The organism is Pseudoxanthomonas mexicana, from assembly GCF_046736355.1.
GTDB classification, from domain to species: Bacteria; Pseudomonadota; Gammaproteobacteria; order Xanthomonadales; family Xanthomonadaceae; genus Pseudoxanthomonas_A; species Pseudoxanthomonas_A mexicana_B.
Map to the genome: position 1 here is coordinate 2,990,868 of NZ_CP157201.1, position 25,868 is coordinate 3,016,735.

Below are 25,868 nucleotides of genomic sequence, written 5' to 3' on the forward strand. Positions count from 1 at the left end.
AAGCAGTGGCAACTATCGGCGCAACGGTGCTGGTCCTAGAATGGTCGGCTTGCAGGCCCGCGTGCCTGCACCGCCTACCCAAGGATATCCGGCATGGCCGTCAGCACCTTCGACCTGTTCAAGATCGGCATCGGCCCGAGTTCCTCGCATACCGTCGGGCCGATGCGCGCGGCGGCGCGCTTCGTCGCGCGCTGGCTGGCCGAGCCCGGCCGCCTGCAGGACGTGGCGCGCATCCGCGCCGAGGTGTTCGGCTCGCTGGCGCTGACCGGCCGCGGCCACGGCACCGACAAGGCGGTGCTGATGGGGCTGGAAGGCCACTATCCCAACGAGATCGATCCGGACATCATCCCGCCGGCGCTGGAACGCATCCGCGGCGAGAAGAGGATCCTGCTCGGCGGCAGCCACGCCATCGCCTTCGACGAGAAGCGCGACCTGCTGCTGAACAAGCGGCAGAAGCTGCCCTACCACACCAATGGCATGCGCTTCACCGCCTACGACGGCAACGAAGAGGTGATCGCCACGCGCGACTACTACTCGGTCGGCGGCGGCTTCGTGGTCAACCAGGACGACGCCGCCTCGGATCGCATCGTCGCCGACGAGACGCCGCTGCCGTACCCGTTCAGGAGCGGCGACGAACTGCTGGCGCAGTGCCAGCGCAGCGGGCTGAGCATCGCCCAGCTGATGTTCGAGAACGAGAAGTGCTGGCGCGGCGAAGAAGAGATCCGCAGCGGCCTGCGCGAGATCTGGGACGCGATGCAGTCGTGCATGGCGCGCGGCACCCGCCAGGAAGGTACCCTGCCCGGCGGCCTGCACGTCTCGCGGCGCGCGCCGGCGCTGCACCGCGAGCTGTCCAGCAAGCCGGAGGCGGCCATGCGCGATCCGCTGACCGTGCTGGACTGGGTCAACCTGTACGCGCTGGCGGTCAACGAGGAGAACGCCGCCGGCGGCCGCGTGGTCACCGCGCCGACCAACGGCGCGGCCGGCATCATCCCGGCGGTGCTGCACTACTACGATCGCTTCTGCGGCGGCGGTGGCGGCGGCGAGCAGCGCATCTTCGACTTCCTGCTCACCGCCGCGGCCATCGGCATCCTCTACAAGGAGAACGCCAGCATCTCCGGCGCCGAGGTCGGCTGCCAGGGCGAGGTCGGCGTGGCCTGCTCGATGGCCGCCGGCGGCCTGGTCGCCGCGCTCGGCGGCACCCCCGCGCAGGTCGAGAACGCCGCCGAGATCGGCATGGAGCACAACCTCGGCCTGACCTGCGATCCGATCGGCGGGCTGGTGCAGATCCCGTGCATCGAGCGCAACGCGATGGGCGCGGTGAAGGCGATCAACGCCTCGCGCATGGCCCTGCGCGGCGACGGCAAGCACAAGGTCAGCCTGGACAAGGTGATCAAGACCATGCGCGACACCGGCCGCGACATGCAGGACAAGTACAAGGAAACCTCGCGCGGCGGGCTGGCGGTCAACGTCATCGAGTGCTGATGCCGCAGTCCGTGCCACCGGCCGCCGCGCAGTCGGCTCGATTGGCACGCGCGGCGTAATCGCTGCCAACCTGGTAACCGAGGAACGCCGAAACCAGGAACAGCAGTACGAGCAGGAAGGCGGCCTTGGCTTTCCTGTGTTCGATCCAGTCTCGCCCCTGTGCCGAATCGGCGTCCAGCAACGCCGGCGACACGCCGAGCGCGGTCGCCAGCGCCCAACCCAATTGCAGCGGACCGGTGCCGCGATCGGTGGCCTCTTGCAGTCGCTGCAGCGGAATGCCTGCGCGCGTGGCCAGATCCTGCCGCGTCCAGCCGCGATCCTCCAGCAGGCGGTCGAGCTGTGCGGCATTGATGTGGATGTCGGATTGCATGGGGTTCACTCTGGCTGTGGATGGGACGGGCATTGACGCCGGACACTCGCCTGGCCGCCACGCCACCGGCCCGACAGTCACCCGACAACCATTTGGAATCAACGAGTTGGCGCACGGCAGTCGATCTTGCCGGCCGCCCTGCCAAACCCCGGCATGCTGCGCGGTCGTTCAGCGGCAGTCGCTGCGCCCGGCCGCGATGCAATCCCTGCGGTTTTCCTTCGCTGCGAAATCGCGCGACACCAGGTAGCCGACCAGCAGCGACAGGGCGAAGACGATGGCGAACCCGATGGCGACGACGTAGCGGCGGAATATCCGCTCGTCCAATCCGTCAGCCGGAAGGGTCGGCAGCGCTCCGTCGTCCCCGGTGCCGGGGGCACATAGTGCGGCGGGCGCCACCTCCAGCGCGGCCGCCAGCGCCATGCGCGTATCCAGCGATCCACTGCCGCCGGTTTCGACCCGCTGCACCGTGCGTACGCTGACGCCGGCGATTTCGGCCAGTTGCTCCTGCGACCAGGCGCGCTGTTCGCGGAGGCGGCGGACGATGGCGGGATCGATCTTCATCATCTTGTTGCGGGGGCCGGAGGAGCCATTCTGCACGACTGGAGCGCGCCGATGGTCGCTCGACATGGCCGCGCGCAGGTATCGCGGGAGCATGCGCCCGGCCTGTTCATTTTTCCCCGCTGCAGTCCCGGCCCGCTTTGCCGATACTCCGGCAGTAGGCATTCGGCCGTAGGGGGTCCGTCTGTTCGCTCGTCCCGACAAATCCGGCGGCGCCGCGCCCCCTGGCGCGCGCCGACTGGCGTGGGGCCTGTCCTGCATCGCGGGCCTGGCGCTGCTGTGCCCGCCCGCGGCCGCGCTGGATCCGGACAAGTCGTTCCACCACTACGTGCGCAACAGCTGGAGCCTCGCCGAGGGCCTGCCGCAGCTGAGCGTGATCGCCATCGCGCAGGACAAGCCCGGCTACCTCTGGTTCGGCACCCAGGCCGGGTTGAGCCGCTTCGACGGCGCGCGCTTCGTCAACTTCGATCGCGACAACACCCCCGCCCTGCCCAGCACCTGGATCCAGGCCCTGCAGACCGACCTGCAGGGCCGCCTGTGGATCGGCACGCCGCAGGGCCTAGCCGTGCACGAGGCCGGCAAGGGCTTCAGCGGCGTGCCGCTGGCCGAGGGCGAGCCGGCCGCGGTCGTGGACGTCAACGATCTCGACATCGACGACAAGGGCACCGTGCTGGTGGCCTCCAGCGGCGGCGTGCTGGCGGTGGCCGACGGCCGCCTGGTCCGCCGCCACCCGCTGCCGGAAGGGGCGCTGGCGCTGCTGCCGGCCAGCGACGGCGCGCTGTGGATCGGCAGCCGCGGCGCAGCCTATGCGGTGCGCGACGGCGAACCGCGCCGGCAACCGCTGCCGGCCGAGGCTGCCACCGCGCTGGTCCGGCAGTTGGCCGAGGACGCTGGCCGGATCTGGGCCGGCAGCAGCCAGGGCCTGTTCGGGTTCGACGGCCGGCAATGGCGCCGCCACGAGGACCCGGAGCTGGGCGACACGGCGATCGAGTCGCTGTACCGCGACCGCGACGGCAACCTGTGGGCGGCGACCGCGCACACGCTGTACCGGCTGCACGGCGGGCGCGTGGTCGAGCGCGCCGGGGCGGAGGGAGCGCTGCAGTCGATCCGCGCGATGTACGAGGACCGCGAGGCCAACCTCTGGCTGGGCAGCGGCGTCGAGGGCGTCAGCCGGGTCTGGAACGGCTGGACCCGGCGCTACAGCCGCACCGAGGGCCTGGAAACCCCGCTGCTGTGGACCACCGCGATCGGCCCGGACGGACGCGTCTGGGTCGGCGGCGACGACGGCGTCAGCGTGCTGGCCGACGGCCACTTCCGGCAGGTCGTGGCGGGACGCGACCTGCCGCACGCCAGCGCCTACAGCCTGCTGCCGGAGCGCGACGGCACCTGGATCGGCACGCGCTCGGGCGTGGCCCTGTACCGCGGCGGCCGCCTGCAACCGCTGCCGGCGCTGAAGGCGATGGATGCGGCGCAGATCAACGGCATCCTGCGCGATCGCCAGCAGCGGCTGTGGTTCGCCACCAGCCTGGGCCTGTACCGGCTGGACGAGGACGGCGCGCTGGCCCACTACGGGCAATCGGCCGGGCTGGCCGACCCGCGCGTGCGCGTGCTGCACCAGACCCGCGACGGCCGCCTGCTCGCCGGCACCCAGAGCGGGCTGTACGAATGGCGCGACGGCCGCCTGCACGCCATCGCCCTGACCGGCACCGGCCTGGACAGCCCGCACGTCACCGCGCTGCACGAACTGCCCGGCGGGCAATGGCTGGTCGGGGTGTTGTCGGAGGAGGAACTGCTCGTCCGCGACGGCGATCGCTGGACCCGGCTGGACAAGTCGCGCGGCATCCCGGTCAACGCGCCGTTCTTCATGGCCGACGACGCCCGCGGCTTCCTCTGGGTCGGCGGCCTGCGCGGCATCTACCGCGTCCCGATCGCCGACCTGCTGGCGGCCACCGGCAACCCCACCCATCCGGTGCGCGCGCAAACCCTGCTCAACGAGCGCGGCGACCGCCACGGCGGCCAGAAGGGCGACTGCTGCAACGGCGCCGGCAACAGCCGCGGCTTCGTCCACCAGGGCGCGCTGTGGCTGCCCTCCCGCGACGGCGTGGTGGTCATGGACATGGAGGGGATCATCGGCAACCGCTACATCCCCGAATCGGTGATCGAACGGGTGCAGGTCGGCCCGCAATGGCGGCCGGCCGATCCCAATGCGGACTGGTTGCTGCCGCGCCAGGCGCGCGACCTGCGCTTCGAGTTCACCACGCTCAGCTTCCAGGCCTCCGATCACATCGACATCCGCTACCGCCTGGCCGGCTACGACGCCGACTGGCGCCTGCTGGAGGATCCCAACCAGCGCAGCGCCACCTACACCAACCTGCCCGCGGGCCGCTACGTGTTCGAGGTGATCGGCACCAACAACAGCGGCCTGTCCAGCCGCACCGTCGCGCGCCTGCCCTTCAGCATCGCGCCGTACTTCTACGAGAGCCCGTGGTTCTACGTGGCGCTGGCCGTCGGCCTGCTGTCGCTGCTGCTGCTGTCCAACCGCTGGCTGCTGCGCCGCCACCTGCGCCAGCGCAGCGCGCTGGAGGAACTGGTCGAGCAGCGCACCCGCGACCTGCGCCTGGCCAACCAGCGGCTGGAGGCGATCAGCCTGACCGATCCGCTGACCGGCCTGCACAACCGCCGCTACATGGCGCAACAGATCCCGATCGACCTGGCCTACCACCAGCGCGACCCGGCTTTCGCCGCCGGCGACGAGGCGATCATCTTCGCGCTGCTGGACGTGGACCAGTTCAAGTCGATCAACGACAACCACGGCCACCAGGCCGGCGACCAGGTGCTGCAGCAGATCGCCGGACTGCTGCGCGACATGACCCGCCAGGGCGAATACGTGGTGCGCTGGGGCGGCGAGGAATTCCTGATGGTGTTCCGGCCGATGCCGCGCGCCGACCTGGCCGCGCTGGGCCAGCGCCTGTGCATGGCGGTGGCGGCGCACCGCTTCGACATCGGCGGCGCCGACCTGCAGATCACCGCGTCGCTGGGGCTGATCGAGTATCCGCTGTTCCCCAACCAGCCGGATCTGCTGAGCTGGGAGCAACTGGTCTCGCTGGCCGACCGCGCGCTCTACCAGGTCAAGCAGCACGGCCGCAACGGCTGGGCCGCCTACCGCCCCACCTCGCTGCGGCCATCGGCCGGGGAAGGCGGCGCGCACCGGCTCGACCCCGGCGAACTGATCCGGCGCGGCTGCCTGCAGCTGACCGGGCCGCACCATCCCTGCGCGCCGCCGCGCTGAGCGGCGGCGGACGCACGCGCAGGCCGCGCGCCTGTCCCGCTAACCCGCGGCGATGGCCAGCACGTCGTCCAGCAGCGCCGCCGCGGTGACCTCGGTGCCGGCGCCCGGCCCCTGGATCAGCAGCGGCCGCGTCGCATAGCGATCGCTGAAGATCGCCACCCGGTTGTCGGTGCCGGCGCCGCCGCACAGCGGATGGTCGGCGTCCAGCGCCTGCAGGCCGACCTCGGCGCTGTCGCCGTAGCCGTCGAAGCGGCCGACGAAGCGCAGGCGCGCACCCGCGTCGCGGGCGGCGCGCCAGTGCGCGTACAGCGGTTCGTCCAGCCGTTCCAGCGCCGCGTCGACTTCCTCCAGCGGCAGCGCGGCCAGATCCACCGGCACCAGCGACTGCACCTGCACGTCCTCGCCGCGCAGCATCAGCCCGGAGGCGCGCGCCAGGATCAGCAGCTTGCGGCGCACGTCCTCGCCGGAAAGATCGATGCGCGGGTCCGGCTCGGTATAGCCGGCCGCCTGCGCCTGCCGCACCCAATGCGAGAACGGCAGCGCGCCGTCGTACTGGTTGAACAGCCAGGCCAGCGATCCGGACAGCACGCCCTCGATGCGGTGGATGCGATCGCCGCCGGCGACCAGCGCGCGCAGGCTGCGCAGCAGCGGCAGGCCGGCGCCGACGGTGGCGGCGTCGCCGTAGCGCGCGCCCGAATGGCGGATCGCCTGCGCGATGGCTTGCGCGCGCAGCTCGCTGGCGCCGTTGCCGAGCTTGTTGGCGGTGACCACGTGCACGCCGCGCGCCAGCCATTCGGCGTGCCAGTCGGCGACGATCTCGCTGGCGGTGGCGTCGACGATCAGATCGCCGGCGCGCAGGCTCTCGTTCTCCGCCCACGGCGGCAGCGCGTCGCGCCGCGGCGACGACCGCCGCGCCCGTTGCAATGCCCGTTCGGCATCCTCGCCGCAGTCGTGCAGCGCGCGCGAATTGGCCAGCCAGCCGAACTCGGGCAGCGGCAATCCCTTGGCCAGCAGGCGGCGGTAGCGATCGACGAAGGCGCTGCCGACGCCGCCGGTGCCGAGCAGCGCCAGGCGCGGTTTGTGCCGGCGCGCGCCGGCCAGCGGGACGACGGCGCTCATGCGTCGGCGAGCGCGCGTTTGCACGCGGATGCGGCCGCTTCCGCGCGCGCCAGCGCCAGCGTCAGGTCGGCCAGCAGGTCCTCGCCGGCCTCGATGCCGATCGACAGCCGCAGCAGGCCGTCGGATATGCCCGCCTTGGCGCGCGCCTCCGCCGTCATCGCCGCGTGCGTCATCGTGGCCGGATGCGCGATCAGGCTCTCCACACCGCCCAGCGACTCGGCCAGGGTGAACCAGCGCAGCCCTTCGACGAACGCGCGCACCGCCGCCTCGCCGCCGTGCAGATCGACGCTGAGCATCGCGCCGAAGCCCTGCTGCTGGCGCGCGGCCAGTGCGTGACCCGGGTGCGAGGCCAGGCCGGGGAAGTACACCTTCGACACCGCCGGGTGGCCGTCCAGCAGCGCGGCGATGGCGTTGGCGTTCTCCTGGTGCACGCGCAGCCGCGCGTCCAGCGTGCGCAGGCCGCGCAGGGTCAGGAAGCTGTCGAACGGCGAGCCGGTCAGGCCCAGCGCGTTGGCCCACCACACCAGCTGCTGGTGCAGCTCGGCCTCGCGCGCGACCACCGCGCCGCCGACCACGTCGCTGTGGCCGTTGACGTACTTGGTGGTCGAATGGATGACCAGGTCGGCGCCGAACGCGATCGGCTTCTGCAGCGCCGGCGACAGGAAGGTGTTGTCCACCACCGCGCGCGCGCCGGCCTTGTGCGCGGCCTCGATCACGAAGCGCAGGTCGGTGACGCGCAGCAGCGGGTTGGACGGCGTTTCGATCAGCACCAGCGCCGGCGACTGCGCCAGCGCGTCGGCCAGCGAGCGCGGGTCGGTCAGGTCGGCGGTGATCAGCTCGAAGTGGCCCTTGCCCGCCAGCGCGTTGAACAGCCGCCAGCTGCCGCCGTAGGCGTCGTGCGGCACCACCAGCCTGTCGCCCGGCTGCAACAGCGCGTTGAGCACCAGGGTGATCGCGCCCATGCCGGTGGCGGTGATCACCGCGCCGGCGCCGCCTTCCAGCTCGGCCAGCGCCTCGCCCAGCAGGTCGCGGGTAGGGTTGCCGCTGCGGGTGTAGTCGTACTCGCGCTTGTTGCCGAAGCCGTCGAAGCTGAAGTTGGACGACAGCACGATCGGCGGGGTCACCGCGCCGTAGGCGGTGTCGCGGTCGATGCCGGCGCGCACGGCGGCGGTGGCAGAGGCGCAGGCGCGCGGGGAGTCGGGGGTGATCTGGCTCATGCGTTTTCTCCGATGCGCAGCGCGCTGGCGAGGATCGCGTCGATGCGATCGGTTTCCTTGAGGAAGGCGTCGTGTCCGTAGGGCGAGCGCAGCACGCGCAGCTGGCCGCGCGTGCCCAGCCCTTCGACCAGCGCGACCGAATCCGACAGCGGCACCAGCCGGTCGCCCTCGACGGCGACGACCACGGTCGGCACCGCCACCGCGGCCGGGTCGACGCGGTGCAGGTCGATGGATTCGGACAGGCGCACGTAGGCGGTGACCGGGGTGCGCGCGACGTACTGCGCGCCGGCGGCGTCGAGGTAGTCCTCGGCAGCCACGCGCACGCGGCCGTTGACCACTTCCGGCGCGGCGTCGAAGCGCTCGCCGAATTCCTCCGGCGTGCGGTAGCTGAGCATGGCGAACTGGCGCGCCAGCGACAGCCCCTGCGCATCGGCGCATTGCAGCTGGCCCAGGGTCACCGCGCGGCGCTGCAGGGCGCGCCAGGCCGAGGCGTAGGGATGCGGGCGGTGCGCGCCGCTGACCGCGACCAGCCGGCGCAGCGCGTGCGGATGGCGCACGGCCAGTTGCAGGCCGACCAGGGCACCGTAGGAATAGCCGACGAAGGCATGCAGCGGGCCCAGTTCCCGCACGTCGAGCAGCTGGGCGATGGCGTCGGCCTGGTCGGCGGTGTCCAGCGGCGCGTCGAGGCGGCCGTCGGCGCCCAGGTAGTCGATGGCCAGCAGGCGCCGGCGCGTGGGATCCAGCGTGCGGCCGGGCGCGATCAGCGTGTTGAGCCAGCCCGGCTCGGGAAAGCTCTCGCCCGCGCGCAGGTGGCGGTGGGCGGAAATACCGCCGGCCACCAGCGTCAGCGGCGCGCCCTGCGGGCCGAGCAGTTCGTAGCGCACGGTGACCACGCGCGGGCCGGCGTGGCGCAGCGTCAGCGGCAGGGTGAGTTCGCCGCGCACGGCATCGGGGCGGGTATCGCCTGCGGCGGACGCCGCATCCGAGGCCGGCGCGGCGGTACAGGCGTAAAGCGGAGATGCGGTTGCGTAGCTCATGGCGGTATCCGGGAAAGGGACTACGGCCATCGAGCTTCGCGGAGCTCGCGTTCGTCGTGCGAAGGCACGTCACGAACCATCTTTCGGCGGACGCCGTTCCGAAGAACGCGAATCCCCGCAGGATTTGGCACCTACGCGGTCGCTTGCGCTTCCGCGGGCTGCCCCGGCATCAAAGGGCCTGTCCCTCCGCCGGTCTCGATGGTGCGGGCAGGATGCCAGCGGCTTTCCGCCTTGTCAATCTCTTTATCCGGATTGAGCGATGGCTGGTCCGATGGTCGCGCTCGCGGCCCGCGCCGGGCATGGCGCATAATGGCCGCGATGACGAAATACCTTTCGATTGGCGCGCTCTGCGTCGCCCTGCTGGCCGGCTGCGCCTCCGCGCCGCCGCACACTTCCCGCCCGACCGCGCCCGCCCCGGTCACCCCCGCCGACCAGGTGATCCGCGAAAGCTGGATCTCCGAGCCGGCGGAGGGCGACGAGCTGGACTCGGTCGCGGCCTGGCCCAGCGAGGACGGGGCGCTGTGGCTGATCGCCACCGCCAAGTCCAGCCATCGCCTGCTCGTCTACGACGGCGACAGCGGCCGGCCGCTGCGCCAGGTCGGCGGCCGCGGCCACGGGCCGGGGCAGTTCGAGCGTCCCAACGGCATCGCCGTGTTCGGCGACCTGCTGTTCGTGACCGAGCGCGACAACCACCGCGTGCAGGTGTTCGAGCTGCCGGACTTCACCCCGCTGGCCGCCTTCGGCGCCGGGGAACTGCGCTTCCCGTACGGGCTGTGGCTGCACGAGATCGGCCCGGGCGAACTGGAGGTGCTGGTCACCGACAGCTTCATGGAGGACGTCGAGAAGCGCGTGCTGCCGGCGCTGTCGCAGCTGGACCAGCGGGTGCGCCGCTACCGGGTGGATCGCGGCGACGACGGCCGCCTGCGCGCGCGCTACCTCGGCGCCTTCGGCGACACCGGCCCGGACGGCGCGCTGCGGATGGTCGAGTCCATCGCCGGCGATCCCGCCCACGACCGCCTGCTGATCGCCGACGAGGATCGCCGCGTCGGATCGACCCTGCGCGAGTACGGCTTCGATGGCCGCTACCAGGGCTCCAGCCTGCCGGTCTTCGACGCCGACGCCGAGGGCATCTCGCTGTGGGCGTGCAGCGCCGAGGACGGCTACTGGATCGCCGTGGACCAGGTCGCGCCGACGCTGTTCCGCGTCTACGACCGGCGCACGCTGCAGCCGGTGGGCATCTTCCGCGGCGAGCAGGTCGCCAACACCGACGGGCAGACGCTGTACGCCGCGCCGACCGCGCGCTTCCCGGCCGGCGCGCTGTTCGCCCTGCACGACGACCGTTCGCTGGCCGCCTTCGATCTGCGCGACGTGGCCCGCGCGCTGGCCCTGCGGCAAGACTGCCTGCAGTGACGGCGGCGGCGCGCATCGCGGCGGCGTTGCTGGCCACGGCGCTGCTCGCCGCGGCGACGCGGGCCGAGGCGGCGCGGCTGTACCGCTGGAAGGACAAGCAGGGCTATACCCATTACGGCGACCGCCCGCCCGAGGCCGACGCGCTGGCGCAGGACGTGGACGTCATCCGCTTCCGCAACCCGCCCAGCGCGCTGGTGCGGCTGCGGCTGGAAAAGCAGGGCCTGCGCTACCAGGCCTGGGCCGACAACCTGATGCACGGCCCGGTCGAGGTGCAACTGGGCTTCCTGCGCAACCGCAACGCCGTCGCCTCGCCGAGACTGCCGGCGCGCGCGCCGGTGCCGGCGCGCAGCAGCGTGCTGGTGGCCAACATCACCCTGCCCGATCCGCTGCGCGGCGGCGATTTCGAACTGCGGATGGACGCGCTGCCCGGGGATCCGGGCGCGCACCCGCAGGACTACGACTACCGGCTGCCGTTCGAGTACGGGCGGGTGCGGGTGGACCAGGGGCCGGGCGGCGCGTTCAGCCACAACGACGCGCAGAACCTGCACGCGATCGACTTCGCCGTGCCCGAGGGCACGCCGATCCTGGCGGTGCGCGAAGGCGTGGTGATGCAGGTCGAATCGGACTTCGACCAGGCCGGGCTCAACCGCGAGAAGTTCGGCGGCCGCGCCAACTTCATCCGCATCCTGCACGGCGACGGCACGATGGCGCTGTACGCGCACCTGCAGCCGGAAGGCGTGCAGGTGCGCACCGGCCAGTACGTGCGCAAGGGCCAGCGCATCGGCCTGTCCGGCAACACCGGCTTCTCCACCGCCCCGCACCTGCACTTCGTGCTGCAGGTCAACCGCGGCATGCGGCTGGAGTCGGTGCCGTTCCGGATGTTCGGGCCGCTCGGCGAGCTGAAGTTCCCCCGCCAGGACGCCGCGGCCGGCAGCGCCGCTCCCTGATTCCCGCGACTTTTTCGCCACCGGGGCTTGACAAAACCCGAGTGTATTGATGTATTGATACACATGGATGCGCAACTGCTGCACGTGAACCCCGCCCTGCCCGAGCCGATCTACCGCCAGATCGTCGAGCAGCTGCGCCGGCTGATCAGCGCCGGCCAGCTGCGCGCCGGCGACGCGCTGCCGTCGGTGCGCGAGGTCGCCGCCGCCCACGCCATCAACCCGATGACCGTGTCGCGCGCCTACAGCCAGCTGGAGGCCGAGGGCCTGCTCGAACGCCTGCGCGGCAAGGGCATGGCGGTGGCCTCGCGCCGGACCGGCGAGGCCAGCGAAGCGGCGCGCCTGCGATTGCTCGACCCGGCCCTGCGCGAAGTCGCGCGCCACAGCCGGGAACTGGAACTGCCCAGCGACCGCGTGCTGACGCGGTTGCGCCAACTCATCGACGAGGAGAACCCATGAACGCAATGGCAATCGATCTTGCGCCCCAGGCCGCTGGGCTGGACCTGGAAATGCCGCTTTCGGCGCGCGGCCTGCACCTGGCCTACGGCAAGCGGCAGGTGCTGCGCGGCGTCGATCTCGATCTGTTCCGTGGCGAGGTGCTGGGCCTGATCGGCCGCAACGGCGCCGGCAAGAGCACGCTGATCGGCGCCCTGCTCGGCCTGCTGCGGCCGGACGCCGGCCAGGCGCTGTTGATGGGCGCGCCGGCGCTGCGCCTGGACGACGCACGCAAGTCCCGGCTGGGCTACGTCCCGCAGCAGCCGCAGGCGTTCCAGTGGCTGAAGGTCGGGCAGTTGTTCGACTACCTGCCGCAGTTGTACCCGCGCTGGGACCGCGCGCATGCGCAGGCGCTGCTGCAACGCTGGCAGCTCGATCCCGGCCGGGTGATCGGCAAGCTGTCGCCGGGCGAGGCGCAGCGGCTGGCGCTGGTGCGCGCACTGGCGCCGCGGCCGGACCTGCTGGTGCTGGACGAGCCGGCCGCCGCGCTGGACCCGGTGGCGCGGCGCGAACTGCTGCGCGAACTGGTGGTGCAGGCCGGCGACAGCGGCACCACGGTGCTGTTCTCCAGCCATATCGTCTCCGACCTGGAGCGGGTGGCCTCGCGGGTGGCGTTCCTGCACGAGGGACGGCTGCTGCTGGACAGCGCGCTGGACGAGGTGAAGGACACCGTGGCGCGCGTGTGGCTGCCGGCCGCGGCGACGCCGGGCCTGCCGGCGCGGCTGCCCGGCGAGCTGTCGCGCCTGCAACTGCCCGATGGTGCGGCGGTGCTGGTGCTGTCCGGCGATCCGCGCGCCTGGCAGGACCTGCTGCTGATCGAGGGCGTGCGCGTGGATCGGCTCGGCCTGGAGGATCTGTTCGTGGAGGTCGCCGGATGAACACGACCGTCCTGCTCGCCCCGCGTCTGCTGCTCGGCGGCCAGCGCGCCGTCCGGATCGCGCTCGCCGCGCTGGTCGCCGCCGCGCTGGTGCTGTCGCTGTTCGATATCGCGTCCGCGAAACGCCAGACCCTGCAGCTGCTGCTCACCGGCATCGCCGTGCTGTTCTGGTGGATGCTGACCGGCAGCCGCGTGCTCGGCTTCGCCTTCCATGCGCGCCAGCTGCGCATCCCGCGTCCGCTGGCGCACCTGCCCTCGACCCTGCTGATCGGCGTCATGCTCAGCGTGCCGCTGCCGGCGCTGCTGTGGGCGGCGCTGGGCAGCGACCTGCCGCTTTCGCTGGCGGCGCTGGCACTGGCCGCCGGCATGGGCCTGTTCTTCGCGGTGATGCCGCCCTGGCTGGTGTTCGCGCTGCTCGGCGCCGGCCTGCTGGCGCGGGTGCTGCCGGTGCCGGCGCTGGCGCTGCAGCCGCCCTCGCCGACCGCCGGCATGGCCCTCGCCGGCGCCGCGCTGGCGACGATCTCGGCGCTGCTGTGGGCACGGCTGTTCCGGCACGGCATGCCCGCCCGCGCGTGGTCGGTGCCGATCGCACTGTCGCTGCAGGCCGCACTGGGCGAAAGCCCGGCCGACCAGCAGGCGCGCCAGCAGCAGGCCGGGCTGATGCACCTATTGCAGGGCACGCGGATTCCCGCCGGTCTGGCGCGCGAGCCGGACACCGCGCTGGCGCTGGCGCTGGGTCCCGGCTTCGGCGCGGGCTGGCGCGCGCTGCTGCTCGAGAACGCCTGGCTGCTGGGCGTGGCGCTGTCGTGGCTGCTGCTCTATTCGGGCGAGGAACTGCGCGGCGGCAACCTCGTCGCGCTGGCCTTCCCCGCGCTGATGGTCGCGTTTTCGGCCGCCATGCCGGCACTGCGGCTGTGGACGCTCTACCACCGTCCCGCGCTGGGCCTGCACGAACTGGCGCTGCTGCCGGGGCTGGCCCGGCCCGGCGGACACGCCGACGCGCTGGCGCGCGCGCTGACGCGCCGGCAGCTGATGTCGCTGCTGGCCTCGCTGGCGCTGATGTCCGCCTACGGCTGGCTGCTCGGGGCGCCGGCGCCGTACTACTGGGCGTTGTTGTGGATCGGCGCCACCAGCATGATGCTGGCGGCCTGGCTGGCGCTGCGCCGCGCGCGCCAGGCCTCCATCGGCGTCGCCGGGCCGCTGCTGATCGTGGGCGCCGGCGTGGCGGCGCTGGCAACGATGTCGGCGGTCACCGGCGATCGGGCGCCGGCATGGCTGATGCCGACCTGGTGCGGCGCCTGCGCCGTGCTGGCGCTGCTGCGCGGCTTGGAGTTGGCGGCGCTGAAGCGGCTGCCGCATCCGTTCCTGGCGCGCTGAGCGGGCGGCGGGGGGCGGTATAATCCGCCCCTTTCCCGCCTCGTCCGCGCCCGCCCGGGCGCCCTGTCCATGTCCGAAGTTTCCCTCGAAGCCGCGCGCCGGCGCACCTTCGCCATCATCTCGCACCCCGACGCCGGCAAGACCACGCTGACCGAGAAGCTGCTGCTGTTCGGCGGGGCGATCCAGATGGCCGGCTCGGTCAAGGGCCGCAAGGCCGCGCGCCACGCCACCTCGGACTGGATGGCGCTGGAGAAGGAGCGCGGCATCTCGGTGACCTCGTCGGTGATGCAGTTCCCCTACGAGGGCAGGATCGTCAACCTGCTCGACACGCCGGGCCACGCCGACTTCGGCGAGGACACCTACCGCGTGCTGACCGCGGTGGACTCGGCGCTGATGGTCATCGACGTGGCCAAGGGCGTGGAGGAGCGCACCATCAAGCTGATGGAGGTGTGCCGGCTGCGCGACACGCCGATCATGACCTTCATCAACAAGCTGGACCGCGAGGGCCGCGATCCGATCGAGCTGCTGGACGAGGTCGAGCGCGTGCTCGGCATCCAGTGCGCGCCGGTGACCTGGCCGATCGGCATGGGCTCGCGGCTGAAGGGCGTGGTCCACCTGATCAGCGGCGAGGTGCACCTGTACGAGCCGGGCCGCAACTTCACCCGCCAGGACTCGACCATCTTCGCCTCGCTGGACGATCCGCAGCTGGAGGCGCGCATCGGCGCCGGGATGCTGGCCAACCTGCGCGAGGAACTGGAACTGGTGCAGGGCGCCAGCCACCCGTTCGACCAGGACGCCTACCTGCGCGGCCGGCAGACCCCGGTGTTCTTCGGCTCGGCGGTCAACAACTTCGGCGTGCAGCCGCTGCTGGACTTCTTCGTCGCGCACGCGCCGCCGCCGCAGCCGCGCGCCACCACCACCCGCACGGTGCAGCCGGCCGAGGAGAAGCTGGCCGGCTTCGTCTTCAAGATCCAGGCCAACATGGACCCGCAGCACCGCGACCGGGTGGCGTTCATGCGGGTGTGCTCGGGCAGGTTCAGCGCCGGCATGAAGGCCTTGCACGTGCGCAGCGGCAAGGAGGTCAAGCTGGCCAACGCGCTGACCTTCATGGCCAGCGATCGCGAGATCGCCGCCGAGGCCTGGCCGGGCGACGTCATCGGCATCCACAACCACGGCACCATCTCCATCGGCGACACCTTCACCGAAGGCGAGGCGCTGTCGTTCACCGGCATCCCCAACTTCGCCCCGGAACTGTTCCGCCGCGCGCGCCTGCGCGATCCGCTCAAGCTCAAGCAGTTGCAGAAGGGCCTGGCGCAGCTATCCGAGGAAGGCGCCACCCAGTTCTTCCGCCCGCTGATGAGCAACGACCTGATCCTCGGCGCGGTCGGCGTGCTGCAGTTCGACGTGGTCGCCTACCGGCTGAAGGACGAATACGGCGTCGATGCCTCATTCGAGCCGGTCGGCGTGGTCACCGCGCGCTGGGTGCGCTGCGGCAATGCGAAGAAGTTCGAGGAGTTCCGCGACAAGAACGCGATGAACCTGGCGCTGGACGCGGCCGGCGAGCTGGTTTACCTGGCCCCCACCCGGGTCAACCTGCAACTGGCGCAGGAGCGCGCGCCGGACGTGGAATTCCTCGCTACCCGCGAGCACGCGCACAGCGTGCTCGCATAGGCCGTGGGCCCGTGGGCTTGCTGAACGCCGGACAGGTGCGCAGGTTGCTGCGTTGCGGTAATTTCAGCGTCCTATGGACAGCGACCCCACCCCCTTCCGCATCCTGCGCGCGCGCAAGCGCGCCGACCACCTGATCGACCTGCGCGACGAGATCGCCAGCGCGCTGACCCACGGCCTCGGCGCGGCCGCGGCGCTGGCCGGCGGCGCGGTGCTGATCACCCTGGCGGCCATCCACGGCGATGCCTGGCAGCTCGGCGCCTCCATCGTCTTCGGCGTCACCCTGCTGCTGCTCTACACCGCCTCCACCCTGTACCACGCCATCCAGCACCCGGTGGCGAAGGGACGGCTGAAGGTGTTCGACCACTGCGCGATCTACCTGCTGATCGCCGGCACCTACACGCCGTTCACCCTGATCGGCCTGCGCGGGCCGTGGGGCTGGGGGCTGTTCACCGCGATCTGGACGCTGGCGCTGGCCGGGGTGGTGTTCAAGCTGTTCTACACCGGCCGCTTCAAGCTGCTGTCGACGATCATCTACATCGCGATGGGCTGGCTGGTGATCGTGGCGATCAAGCCGCTGCTGACCTCGCTGGACGGCTGGACGCTGGGCTGGCTGCTCGGTGGCGGCGTGGCCTACACGCTGGGCACGTTCTTCTACCACCGCGAATCGATCCGCTACTCGCACGCGATCTGGCACCTGTTCGTGATCGCCGGCAGCGTCTGCCACTACATCGCGGTGACCGAGCAGGTGCTGATGCCGCGGCTGCGCGGCGGCTGATCCGCCCTTCCCCCGGCTGAACCGCGGCCGCGGCCTGCACGCCGCGTTGACATGGCCTTCGCGGTTGCTGAATCCGCGCTCGCCGATAGTGCGGGCATGGATGCCAACCGCCCCGCCCGATGGCGCTTCGCGCGCCGGCCGCCCTCGTCCCGCGCGATCCTCGTCGCCAGCGCGATCGTCGCCGCACTGGTCGCGCTGTGGATCCTGTTCGACTGGAACTGGTTCAAGGGCCCGCTGGAGCGCCAGGTCAGCGCACGCACCCAGCGCGAGTTCCGCATCGACGGCGACCTCGACGTCGATCTCGGCCGCATCACCACCATCAGCGCCGAGCGCCTGCACCTGGGCAACGCGCCGTGGTCGAAGGAACCGGTGATGGCCGCGGCGCAGCGCGCCGAGCTGGACGTCGCGCTGTGGCCGCTGATCTTCAGGCGCCAGTTCCGCATCCCCGAGATCCGCCTGGCCCAGCCGCGCCTGCACCTGGAAACCGGACCGGAGGGCAAGGGCAACTGGGTGTTCGGCCCGCAGGGCGGCGGCAAGCCGCCGCAGTTCAACCGCATCTGGGTCGACGACGGCAAGTTCCGCTTCCTCGACGCGCGCGGCGGCACCGACATCCGCCTGGACGTGGCCAGCCTGCCCACCCGCACCGCGTCCGAGTCGCCGTCGATCGCGCTCAAGGGCGGCGGGCGGTGGGCGAAGAACGCCTTCACCCTGTCCGGCACCGCGCAATCGCCGCTGGACCTGCAGGACGACGTCGGCCCCTACCGGGTCGACCTGCGCGCCAGCGCCGGCGCGACCCACGCGCACGCGCGCGGCACGCTGATCGATCCGCTGCGGCTGCGCGATTTCGACCTGCGCATGGCGCTGTCCGGCAAGAACCTGGAAGACCTGTACCCGCTGCTCGGCATCGCCCTGCCGCCGACGCCGCCCTACCGCTTCGACGGCCGTTTCCGCCGCGACGAGAACACCTGGCGCTACGAGGGATTCAACGGCGTGGTCGGCGACAGCGATCTCGGCGGCACCGCGGCGGTGACCGTCGGCGGCGAGCGCCCGCGACTGCAGGCGGAACTGGTCTCGAAGAAGCTTGACTTCGATGACCTGGCCGGCTTCGTCGGCGCCGCGCCGCAGGCCGGCGACGGCGAATCGACCAACCCGGAACTGCGCGCGCAGGCCGCGCGCAATGCCGCCGACGGCCGCGTCCTGCCGAACACGCCCTACGACCTGGCCAAGCTGCGGGCGATGGACGCCGACGTGCGCCTGCGCGCGCAGAGCATCCTGGCGCCGGGCTGGCCGCTGGACGACATGGACGCGCACCTGAAGCTCGACGCCGGCCTGCTCCGGCTGGAACCGCTCAACTTCGGCGTCGCCGGCGGCAACATCCGCTCCACCATCCGCATGGACGCGCGACGCGAGGCAATCGACACCCGCTTGCAGGCGGCCGTGCGCGGCCTCAACCTCAACCAACTGTTCCCCGACGCCGGGATCACCCGCGACGCCGTCGGCCGCATCGGCGGCGATCTGGCCTTCTCGGGCCAGGGCAATTCGATCGCCGGCATCCTCGGCACCGCCAGCGGCGACATCGCGGTGGGCATGGGCCGCGGCCAGATCAGCAACCTGCTGATGGAACTGGCCGGGCTGGATATCGCCGAGGCGCTGAAGTTCCTGGTCACCAGGGACAAGACCATCCCGATCCGCTGCGCGTTCGGCGATTTCAAGGTCACCGACGGCCTGATGGAGGCGCGCAGCCTGGCGTTCGACTCGACCGACACCATCGTCGTCGGCGAGGGCAGCATCAACCTGAAGGACGAATCGATGGACCTGCTGCTGCGCCCGCGCCCGAAGGACCGCAGCATCCTCACCCTGCGCTCGCCGCTGGTGATCGGCGGCACCTTCGACAATCCCTCGTTCCGCCCGGACTTCGCCCGGCTGGGCCTGCGCGGCGCGGTCGCGCTGGCGCTGGGCAGCATCACCCCGCCGGCGGCGCTGCTGGCGACCTTCGAGACCGGCCCGGGCGAGGACAGCAACTGCGGCGGCAGCTACGCCAAATGAGCCGTCAGCTGGCGATGTAGCGCTGCAATTGGTCCAGCTCGACCTGCTGGTCCTCGATCACCGCCTTGACCAGGTCGCCGATCGAGATCACCCCGATCACCGTGCCGGCATCGACCACCGGCAGGTGGCGGATGCGGTGCCCGGTGACCACCTGCATGCAGCGGTCCACGGTGTCGTCGGGACCGACGGTGATGACGTCCGCGGTCATGATCTCGCGCACCTGCGTCCCGGCCGACGAGCGGCCGTGCAGGATGATCTTGCGCGCGTAGTCGCGCTCGGAAACGATGCCTTCGAGCACGCCGTCCTGCATCACCAGCAAGGCGCCGATGGCGCGGGCGGCCATCTCGTTGATCGCCACCAGCACCGAGTCATCGGGCGATACCGTGAAAATCTCAGGGGACTTGTCCCCCAGCAACTGACGTACCGTGCGCATCGTCGGGCTCCTGGTGGTGTGGCTGCTGCGAGGATACTCCTTCGCCCGCCGGTTGCCACACGTCCACCAGGTACAGCGGGCGCTGCTTGGATTCCTCGTACAACCGGCCCAGGTACTCGCCGATCAGGCCCAGCGCGATCAGCTGCACGCCGCCCAGCATCAGGATCACGCTCATCATCGTCGGCCAGCCGGCCACCGGGTCGCCCCACAGCGCCGCCTTGACCACGATCCACAGCGCGAACAGGAACGCCAGCAGCGCGGTCAGCACGCCCAGGTAGGTCGCCGCGCGCAGCGGCGCGGTGGAGAAGCTGGTGATGCCCTCCAGCGCGAAGTTCCACAGCTTCCACAAGCCGAACTTGCTGTGCCCGGCCAGCCGGGCCTCGCGCCGGTACGGCACCGCGACCTGGTTGAAGCCGATCCAGCCGAACAGCCCCTTCATGAAGCGGTGGCGCTCGCGCAGCTGCCGCAGCGCCGCCAGCGCGCGCGGCGACAGCAGGCGGTAGTCGCCGGTGTCGGCCGGGATCGGGGTCTTCGACAGCCGCGCGATGACGCGGTAGAAGCCATGCGCGGTCGCGCGCTTGAGCCAGCCCTCGCCCTCGCGCTCGATGCGGGTGCCGTGCACGTCGTCGTAGCCCTCGCGCCAGCGCGCGACGAACTGCGGGATCAGCTCGGGCGGATCCTGGCCGTCGGCGTCGAGGATCATCGCCGCGCCCTCGTCGACCAGGTCCAGCCCGGCGGTCAGCGCCGCCTCCTTGCCGAAGTTGCGCGACAGCCTGAGCAGGCCGACCGTCGGGTCCGCGGCGGCGATGCGCCGGAGCAGTTCCCAGGTGCCATCGCGGCTGCCGTCGTCGACGTACAGCACGCGCCCGTCGATGCCGTCCAGCCCCGCCAGCACCGCGGCGATGCGCGGATGCAGCGCCGGCAATGCCTCGACCTCGTTGTGGGCGGCGATCACCACCGTCAGGCGTTGCTTGCTCATGCGCGCCTCATTCCATCGCCTGCAGGTAGCCGGCGCCACCCATCTGCCGCACCTGCCGCTGGATCCACTGGCTGCGGCGCTGGACGTAGGGGCCGGGATTCCTGGCGTCGTAGCGGCGCGGCGCCGGCAGCACCGCGGCCAGGCGCGCGCTCTCGGCCGGGGTCAGGCGCGCGGCGTCCTTGCGCCAGTACTCGCGCGCGGCGGCCTGCGCGCCGTAGATGCCGTCGCCCAGTTCGGCCACGTTGACGTACACCTCCAGGATGCGCTGCTTGGGCCACATCAGCTCGATCAGCAGCGTGTACCAGGCCTCCAGCCCTTTACGCACCCAGCGCGAGGCGCGGCCCTGACCCTGCCACAGGAACAGGTTCTTGGCCACCTGCTGGCTGATGGTGCTGGCGCCGCGCACGCGCCGTCCCTTGGCGTTGTGCTCGCGCGCCTTCTCGATCGCGCGCAGGTCGAAGCCGCGGTGGCTGCTGAAGTTCTGGTCCTCGGCCGCGATCATGGACAAGGGCAGGCTCGGCGCGATCCTGTCCAGGTCGCGCCAGTCGTAGGCGATGCGGAACCGCCACTGGCCCTGCCCCCAGGCCTCGAACTGCCGCGCGACCATGAACGCGCTGAACGGCGGATCGACGAAGCGCAGCACCGCCACCTGCAGCGCACTGGCCGCGGCCAGCAGCAGCGGCAGCGCCAGCAGCCAGCGCAGCCACCGCCTGCGGCGCGGGCGTCGCCGCTCAGGCGAGCCCACGGCGGTTCCCCCTTGCGGCACGCTTGCACGCCCCCATCTTCATCCGCATCCATCCTTTCGATACAGGCGCCATTATGCGATGCCGCGCCCGTCCCCCACGATGCCCGAAACGCCCTTGAACCCGACCGACGCCTCCCACGACGTGCTGACCCGCTTCCTGCTGCCCCGCGCCGGCGTGCGCGGCGTCGCCATCCGCCTGCGCGACACCTGGCAGGCCATCGGCCAGCGCGCCGACTACCCGCCCGCGGCCGCCGAACTGCTGGGCGAGGCCTGCGCCGCCGCGGCGCTGTTCACCGGCCACACCAAGATCGATGGCCGGCTGTCGGTGCAGCTGCGCAGCCCCGGCCCGCTGCGCACCCTGTTCGCCGAATGCACCGCCGCCGGCACGCTGCGCGGCATCGCCCAGTTGGCCGACGGCGAGGACGCGCCACGTGACCTGCGCACCCTGGGCGAGGACGCCCTGCTGGCCATCACCATCGAGAATCCCGGCCTGGATCCGCGCGAACCGCAGCGCTACCAGAGCCTGGTCGCCCTGCAGGCCGGCCGGCTGGCCGAGGCCTTCGAGGACTATTTCCGCCAGTCCGAACAATTGCCGACCCGGCTGCTGCTGGCCAGCGACGCCCACGGCGCCGCCGGCCTGATGCTGCAAAAGCTGCCCGGCGACGAGGGCGACGCCGATGGCTGGACCCGCGCCGGGGCGCTGTTCGACACGCTCGGCGAGGCCGAACTGCTGGCCACGCCCGCCGACCTGCTGCTGCACCGGCTGTTCCACGAGGAAGAGCCGCAGCTGCTGGCCGAACGCCCGGTCCGTTTCGCCTGCTCGTGCTCGCGCGAACGGGTGGCTGGCATGCTGCAGTCGCTGGGCCAGGCCGAGGCCACCGCCGCGCTGGCCGACGGCCTGGCCGAGGTCCGTTGCGAATTCTGCGGGCAGGACTACCGGTTCGACCGTGACCAGATCGACGAACTTTTCACTGGGACTGCGGTCAGAATGGACGCGCCGGACCGGTTGCAATGAACCGTCGGCGCACCGGGGACTTGTTAAATAAACATAAACGGCCTAGCATCGGTTCCCCTTCCGGAGGGGAACTCCGAGGGTTTCACGGAGTCTGAAGCGAGCCATGAACCTGCGTCGCCTGCACCTGCCCATCGCCCTTCTGCTCGCCTTCGGCGTAGCGGCGGGCGCGCATGCGCAGAACAAGCCGCCGGTCCGCCTCGCCACCGATCGCGCGCCGACCGCATTGCCGGTACTGAACCACAGCGGCAAGGTCGAAGCGGTGCTGCTGCTCGAACCCACCGGCGAAACCACCGCCGGCGCCCGCTGGCGCTTCGGCGCCAACACCCTCAACGCCGCCTTCGGCCTCGACGCCGGTGACGAGCTGGGCCTGGTCTGCAACCGCCGCAGCGGCGTCGTCGGCAGCATCGGCAACCTCGCCAGCCACTGCATGCTCGCCTCGCTGGGCGACGACGGCGACGATGCCGCGCTCAGCCAGCGGGTCTCCGCCAGCGCCTCGCTGTCGCGTCCCGGCGGCAAGCTCGGCCTGTCGGCCGGCAGCGGCCGCGACATCCTCCCGGCCTGGCTGTCGGGCGGCAAGAACGCCGGCAGCCGCATCGAGCAGAGCGACCTGGCCGTGTTCGGCCAGAAGAACATCGGCAGCGAGGGCTTCGTCTCGATCGGCGGCACCATCGCCCGCGCCCGCCTCGTCGCGCCTTCCGAAGTCCCCGCGCTGACCGACAACTGGAACAGCAAGAGCCTGAGCGTGGGCGGCGGCTACGGCCCGTTCAGCGCCAACATCATCGGCCGCGTCGTCGACGTTCCCGGCCAGCCCGGCAAGTGGGAAGGCCTGGGCCTGGGCCTGACCTGGCGCACGCCGTGGAGCGGCCAGCTCACCGTCGGCGCCGAGAACGTGGTCACCCGCGGCAAGAATCCGTTTGCCCTGACCGGCGAAAGCGCCGACGAGGGTACGGTACCGTACGTCAGGTACGAGCAGGAACTCTGACCAAAACCGGTCGATTTTCCCGTTTCAAAGTTTTTCTTAACAACACTTTAATTTCTCTCCAAAGCTGGCTAGTATCGGCCACAGCTTTGCCGATCTTGGCGTCTTTCTTGACTCCATCGGCAGGGCTCCCATGGGGATAACCCAAGCCAAACCTTGGAGAGAGAGTAATGACTTTGAAAACCACCAGGCTCCGCGATGCAATCAATCTCGCGCTCATTGCGGGCGTCGCGAGCTTTGCCACCACCGGCGTAGCGTTCGCGCAAAGCTCCGAAAGTTCCGCGGGCTCCAGCGAAACCACCCAGCTCGACAAGATCACGGTCACCGGCTCGCGCATCAAGCGCGCCGACGTCGAAGGCGCCCTGCCGGTGGTGGTCATCGACCGCGCCCAGCTCGAGGCCAGCGGTGATATTTCGGTTGCCGACTACCTGCGCAACACCAGCCTGAACTCGTTCGGCTCCTACCAGTCGACCTCCGGCAGTTCGTGGGGCGGCTTCTCCGGCGTCAGCCTGCGCGGCCTCGGCACCTCGCGCACGCTGGTCCTCATCGACGGCCGTCGCGCCCCGACCGCACCGATGGTGGGCAACTCGCAGGACCTGAACTCCATCCCGATGGCGGCCATCGAGCGCATCGAAGTGCTGTCCGACGGCGCCTCGGCGATCTATGGCTCCGACGCCCTGGGCGGCGTGGTCAACATCATCACCCGCAAGGACTTCGAAGGCGCCGAGATGACCTACGGCATCGGCCGCCCGACCCAGGCCGGTGGCGATACCGAGGAAATGAGCTTCATCATCGGTGCTTCCGGCGAGCGTGGCCGCGTGCTGGCTGGTGCCTCCTACTCCAATCGCGACGTCATCTTCACCCGCGATCGCGACTACTGGTACAGCTCGCCGGGTGCTTCGGTCTACTCGAACAACTTCGCGACGTCCACGTCCACTGCCGCATCGGCCCGCCTGAACCATCCGGTGTTCGGCACCTCGGTGCCCGGCCTGTGCACCAACGGCGATGACAGCGACCTGTTCTGGCAGGACACCAACCGCGTCTGCCAGTTCAACCACAGCGCCACCTCGGCCAACCTGACCAGCCTCGAGAACACCGCGGTGTTCGGCCGTGGCGACTACCAGATCAATGACGACTGGATGATGTATTTCAACGCCACCGTCAGCCGCAGCGAAGCCTTTGGCCGTTTCGCCGCGGTCCCGTCCAGCCCGTGGCCGGGCGGCGCGATCATCCTGCGTCCGGGTACCCGCAATCATCCGGGCACCCTCGGCGGCAACAACCCCAATGCCAGCGATCCATACTACCAGAGCGTCGCAAACCAGACCCTGTACCTGTTCCACCGCTTCGCCGCGCTGGGCGAACGTGACAACAGGCTCGAGAACACCACCTACAACTACAACCTCGGCTTCGAAGGCAACATCGCCGACAAGGTGGACGTGGAGTTCGGCGCCCGTTACGTGGAATCGCGTGCCACCAACATCGGCACCAACTACGTGGTCGGTGGCCTGGCACAGGTCCAGATCGACAACGGCAACTACAACATCTACAACCCCTATGCCGGCAATCCCAAGGGGCTGGGCATGACCGCGACCATCTCGCGCGACATGAAGACCACCAACAAGGAAGTCTACGGCAGCGCCTCCTTCGACCTGTTCGACCTGCCGGGTGGCACCGCCGCCGCCGTGGTCGGTGGCGAGTACCGCGAGGAGTTCTACCAGGACAACTACGATCCGCTGTCCGAATCGGGCCAGATCGTCGGCTCGGCCGGCAACTCCGCTTCCGGTGGCCGTGACGTCTACGCCGGCTACGTGGAAGCCCTGTTCCCGGTGTTCGACAAGTTCGAGATCAACCTGGCGGGCCGCTACGAGAACTACAGCGACTACGGCAATGACTTCGCGCCGAAGATCTCGTTCCGCTGGCAGCCGATGGATACGCTGACCCTGCGCGCCACCTATGGCGAGGGCTTCCGCGCGCCGCCGCTGAACCTGCTGACCCAGAAGACCTCGTTCAGCGCCACCGCCACCAGCGATCCGGCGACCTGCATCCTGCTGACCGGCAACCCCGGCTGCCAGACCCAGGTGACCACCTACTCCATCTCCAACCCCAACCTGGGCTCCGAGCAGTCCAAGCAGTGGGGCCTGGGCGCGGTGTGGGATGCCACCGACTGGCTGAACGTCACCCTGGACTACTACAACATCGAGATCACCGATTCGATCCAGGCCGTGTCGATGGGCACCATCGTCGGCTGCCTGCGTGGCACCATCCAGATCTGCCCGACCGGCATCTCCCAGTTCCCGGTCGGCACCCAGGTGCCGAACGAGTCGCTGGGTCTGGGCGCCACGTTCGACGGCGGTATCGTCACCAACGGCATCGTCAACGCCCAGACCGGTTCGGCCAACATCGGCTGGATCGAGACCGAGGGCTACGACCTGACCTTGCGCACCAACTTCGACATGGGCAATGCCGGCAGGCTGCGCAACCAGTTGATCCTGGGCTATGTGGGTAACTACAGCAGCAACGGCAACTCCAGCGTCGTGGGCACCCCGAGTTATCCGCGCCTGCGTGGCGTGCTGACCAACGTCTGGTCGGTGGGTGACTGGAACTTCAACTGGAACATCAACTACATCCACGGCACCCAGTCGGCGGCCTACCGTTCCTGGCTGGCGCTTGTGCGCACGTCGAACCGCACGGCTACGCAGAACAGCAACATGGCGTTCTACGACAGCTACCCGGATCGCCTGCCGTCGGCCATCACCCACGATCTCCAGGTCAACTACAAGGCGCCCTGGAACGCCACCATCACCTTGGGTGTGAACAACGTGGCCAACAAGGATCCGGTGTACGACCAGTCCTTGGGTGGCAGCAGCTACGACTACTACCTGTACGATCCGTGGGGCCGCGTGCCCTACATCCGCTACACCCAGCGCTTCTGATCCACGCTTGTTCGCAACACCAGAAAGGGACCCTTCGGGGTCCCTTTCCTTTTTGTCCCGATCACCGGGATAGCACCGCACTGGCCACCCTTGCTTGAAAAGCCATTTTGGCAGTGA

The 25,868-nt window shown here is 70.6% G+C and carries 21 protein-coding genes and 1 riboswitch; of the genes, 13 read left to right on the forward strand and 8 right to left on the reverse strand.

Annotated elements, in window-relative coordinates; genetic code table 11:
* Positions 1-93: 93 nt before the first annotated feature.
* Positions 94-1,482, forward strand: a complete 1,389-nt coding sequence (locus tag AAG688_RS13865) for an L-serine ammonia-lyase (RefSeq protein WP_411832818.1) — start codon at positions 94-96, stop codon at positions 1,480-1,482.
* On the opposite strand, the gene AAG688_RS13870 is transcribed toward AAG688_RS13865, so the two are convergent.
* Both AAG688_RS13870 and AAG688_RS13875 read right to left on the reverse strand, forming a co-directional pair.
* Positions 1,469-1,852 carry a hypothetical protein gene (locus tag AAG688_RS13870; RefSeq protein WP_411832819.1) on the reverse strand — a complete coding sequence of 128 codons (384 nt, stop codon included), beginning with the start codon at positions 1,850-1,852 and terminating at the stop codon, positions 1,469-1,471. The genes AAG688_RS13865 and AAG688_RS13870 overlap by 14 nt on opposite strands.
* Before the next feature lie 168 nt (positions 1,853-2,020).
* On the reverse strand, positions 2,021-2,413 hold the full coding sequence (locus AAG688_RS13875) for a helix-turn-helix domain-containing protein (RefSeq protein WP_411832820.1): 393 nt from the start codon (positions 2,411-2,413) through the stop codon (positions 2,021-2,023).
* 325 nt (positions 2,414-2,738) lie between these two features.
* On the opposite strand from AAG688_RS13875, the gene AAG688_RS13880 reads away from it, so the two are divergent.
* Positions 2,739-5,699, forward strand: coding sequence for a diguanylate cyclase domain-containing protein (locus AAG688_RS13880; protein ID WP_411832821.1), 2,961 nt, complete (start codon positions 2,739-2,741; stop codon positions 5,697-5,699).
* 39 nt (positions 5,700-5,738) lie between these two features.
* On the opposite strand, the gene AAG688_RS13885 is transcribed toward AAG688_RS13880, so the two are convergent.
* Genes AAG688_RS13885 through metX form a run of 3 tightly spaced genes read right to left on the reverse strand, consistent with a single transcriptional unit; the run spans position 5,739 to position 9,072 of the window.
* Positions 5,739-6,818: a homoserine dehydrogenase gene (locus AAG688_RS13885; protein WP_411832822.1), complete on the reverse strand. Its 1,080-nt coding sequence runs from the start codon at positions 6,816-6,818 to the stop codon at positions 5,739-5,741.
* Entirely contained in the window at positions 6,815-8,035 is a 1,221-nt protein-coding gene (locus tag AAG688_RS13890) for an O-succinylhomoserine (thiol)-lyase (protein ID WP_411832823.1), read from the reverse strand. Before AAG688_RS13890 ends, AAG688_RS13885 begins: the two co-directional genes overlap by 4 nt.
* Positions 8,032-9,072: a homoserine O-succinyltransferase MetX gene (gene metX / locus AAG688_RS13895; RefSeq protein WP_411832824.1), complete on the reverse strand. Its 1,041-nt coding sequence runs from the start codon at positions 9,070-9,072 to the stop codon at positions 8,032-8,034. Before metX ends, AAG688_RS13890 begins: the two co-directional genes overlap by 4 nt.
* Before the next feature lie 73 nt (positions 9,073-9,145).
* Positions 9,146-9,277: riboswitch (SAM riboswitch) on the reverse strand.
* A 104-nt stretch (positions 9,278-9,381) separates the two neighbouring features.
* Between metX and AAG688_RS13900 the strand changes: the two genes are divergently transcribed.
* The 8 genes from AAG688_RS13900 to AAG688_RS13935 all read left to right on the forward strand — a co-directional run bounded on the left by AAG688_RS13900 (position 9,382) and on the right by AAG688_RS13935 (position 18,667).
* Positions 9,382-10,482, forward strand: coding sequence for a phytase (locus AAG688_RS13900; protein ID WP_411832825.1), 1,101 nt, complete (start codon positions 9,382-9,384; stop codon positions 10,480-10,482).
* Complete coding sequence (locus AAG688_RS13905) at positions 10,479-11,429, forward strand: peptidoglycan DD-metalloendopeptidase family protein (protein WP_411832827.1); 951 nt, start codon at positions 10,479-10,481, stop codon at positions 11,427-11,429. Before AAG688_RS13900 ends, AAG688_RS13905 begins: the two co-directional genes overlap by 4 nt.
* A gap of 63 nt (positions 11,430-11,492) precedes the next feature.
* The gene (locus AAG688_RS13910; protein ID WP_411832828.1) at positions 11,493-11,885 is read left to right on the forward strand and encodes a GntR family transcriptional regulator; all 393 of its coding nucleotides are present in this window, start codon (positions 11,493-11,495) and stop codon (positions 11,883-11,885) included.
* Complete coding sequence (locus AAG688_RS13915) at positions 11,882-12,799, forward strand: ABC transporter ATP-binding protein (RefSeq protein WP_411832829.1); 918 nt, start codon at positions 11,882-11,884, stop codon at positions 12,797-12,799. Before AAG688_RS13910 ends, AAG688_RS13915 begins: the two co-directional genes overlap by 4 nt.
* Positions 12,796-14,175 (forward strand): hypothetical protein, encoded by a 1,380-nt coding sequence (locus AAG688_RS13920; protein ID WP_411832830.1) that lies wholly within the window; start codon positions 12,796-12,798, stop codon positions 14,173-14,175. The genes AAG688_RS13915 and AAG688_RS13920 overlap by 4 nt, the downstream gene beginning before the upstream one ends.
* Positions 14,176-14,244: 69 nt before the next feature.
* Positions 14,245-15,846, forward strand: coding sequence for a peptide chain release factor 3 (locus AAG688_RS13925; RefSeq protein ID WP_411832831.1), 1,602 nt, complete (start codon positions 14,245-14,247; stop codon positions 15,844-15,846).
* 73 nt (positions 15,847-15,919) lie between these two features.
* Positions 15,920-16,621 carry a PAQR family membrane homeostasis protein TrhA gene (trhA, locus tag AAG688_RS13930; protein ID WP_411832832.1) on the forward strand — a complete coding sequence of 234 codons (702 nt, stop codon included), beginning with the start codon at positions 15,920-15,922 and terminating at the stop codon, positions 16,619-16,621.
* Positions 16,622-16,717: 96 nt separating this feature from the next.
* Positions 16,718-18,667: an AsmA family protein gene (locus AAG688_RS13935; protein WP_411832833.1), complete on the forward strand. Its 1,950-nt coding sequence runs from the start codon at positions 16,718-16,720 to the stop codon at positions 18,665-18,667.
* Between the two features lie 4 nt (positions 18,668-18,671).
* Here the strand turns inward: AAG688_RS13935 and AAG688_RS13940 are convergent, their stop codons facing one another.
* Genes AAG688_RS13940 through mtgA form a run of 3 tightly spaced genes read right to left on the reverse strand, consistent with a single transcriptional unit; the run spans position 18,672 to position 20,824 of the window.
* Positions 18,672-19,100 carry a CBS domain-containing protein gene (locus tag AAG688_RS13940; RefSeq protein ID WP_411832834.1) on the reverse strand — a complete coding sequence of 143 codons (429 nt, stop codon included), beginning with the start codon at positions 19,098-19,100 and terminating at the stop codon, positions 18,672-18,674.
* Positions 19,060-20,079, reverse strand: coding sequence for a glycosyltransferase family 2 protein (locus AAG688_RS13945; RefSeq protein ID WP_411832835.1), 1,020 nt, complete (start codon positions 20,077-20,079; stop codon positions 19,060-19,062). Before AAG688_RS13945 ends, AAG688_RS13940 begins: the two co-directional genes overlap by 41 nt.
* Positions 20,080-20,086: 7 nt before the next feature.
* Entirely contained in the window at positions 20,087-20,824 is a 738-nt protein-coding gene (mtgA, locus tag AAG688_RS13950; protein ID WP_411832836.1) for a monofunctional biosynthetic peptidoglycan transglycosylase, read from the reverse strand.
* A 100-nt stretch (positions 20,825-20,924) separates the two neighbouring features.
* Here mtgA and AAG688_RS13955 point away from each other — a divergent pair, with 100 nt between their 5' ends.
* From AAG688_RS13955 to AAG688_RS13965, 3 genes are all read left to right on the forward strand, one after another.
* Entirely contained in the window at positions 20,925-21,839 is a 915-nt protein-coding gene (locus AAG688_RS13955; RefSeq protein ID WP_411832837.1) for an Hsp33 family molecular chaperone HslO, read from the forward strand.
* Between the two features lie 139 nt (positions 21,840-21,978).
* Positions 21,979-22,821: a hypothetical protein gene (locus tag AAG688_RS13960; RefSeq protein WP_411835024.1), complete on the forward strand. Its 843-nt coding sequence runs from the start codon at positions 21,979-21,981 to the stop codon at positions 22,819-22,821.
* A gap of 167 nt (positions 22,822-22,988) precedes the next feature.
* A complete protein-coding gene (locus AAG688_RS13965; RefSeq protein WP_411832838.1) occupies positions 22,989-25,751 on the forward strand; it encodes a TonB-dependent receptor in 2,763 nt (920 codons plus the stop codon).
* Positions 25,752-25,868: the final 117 nt, after the last annotated feature.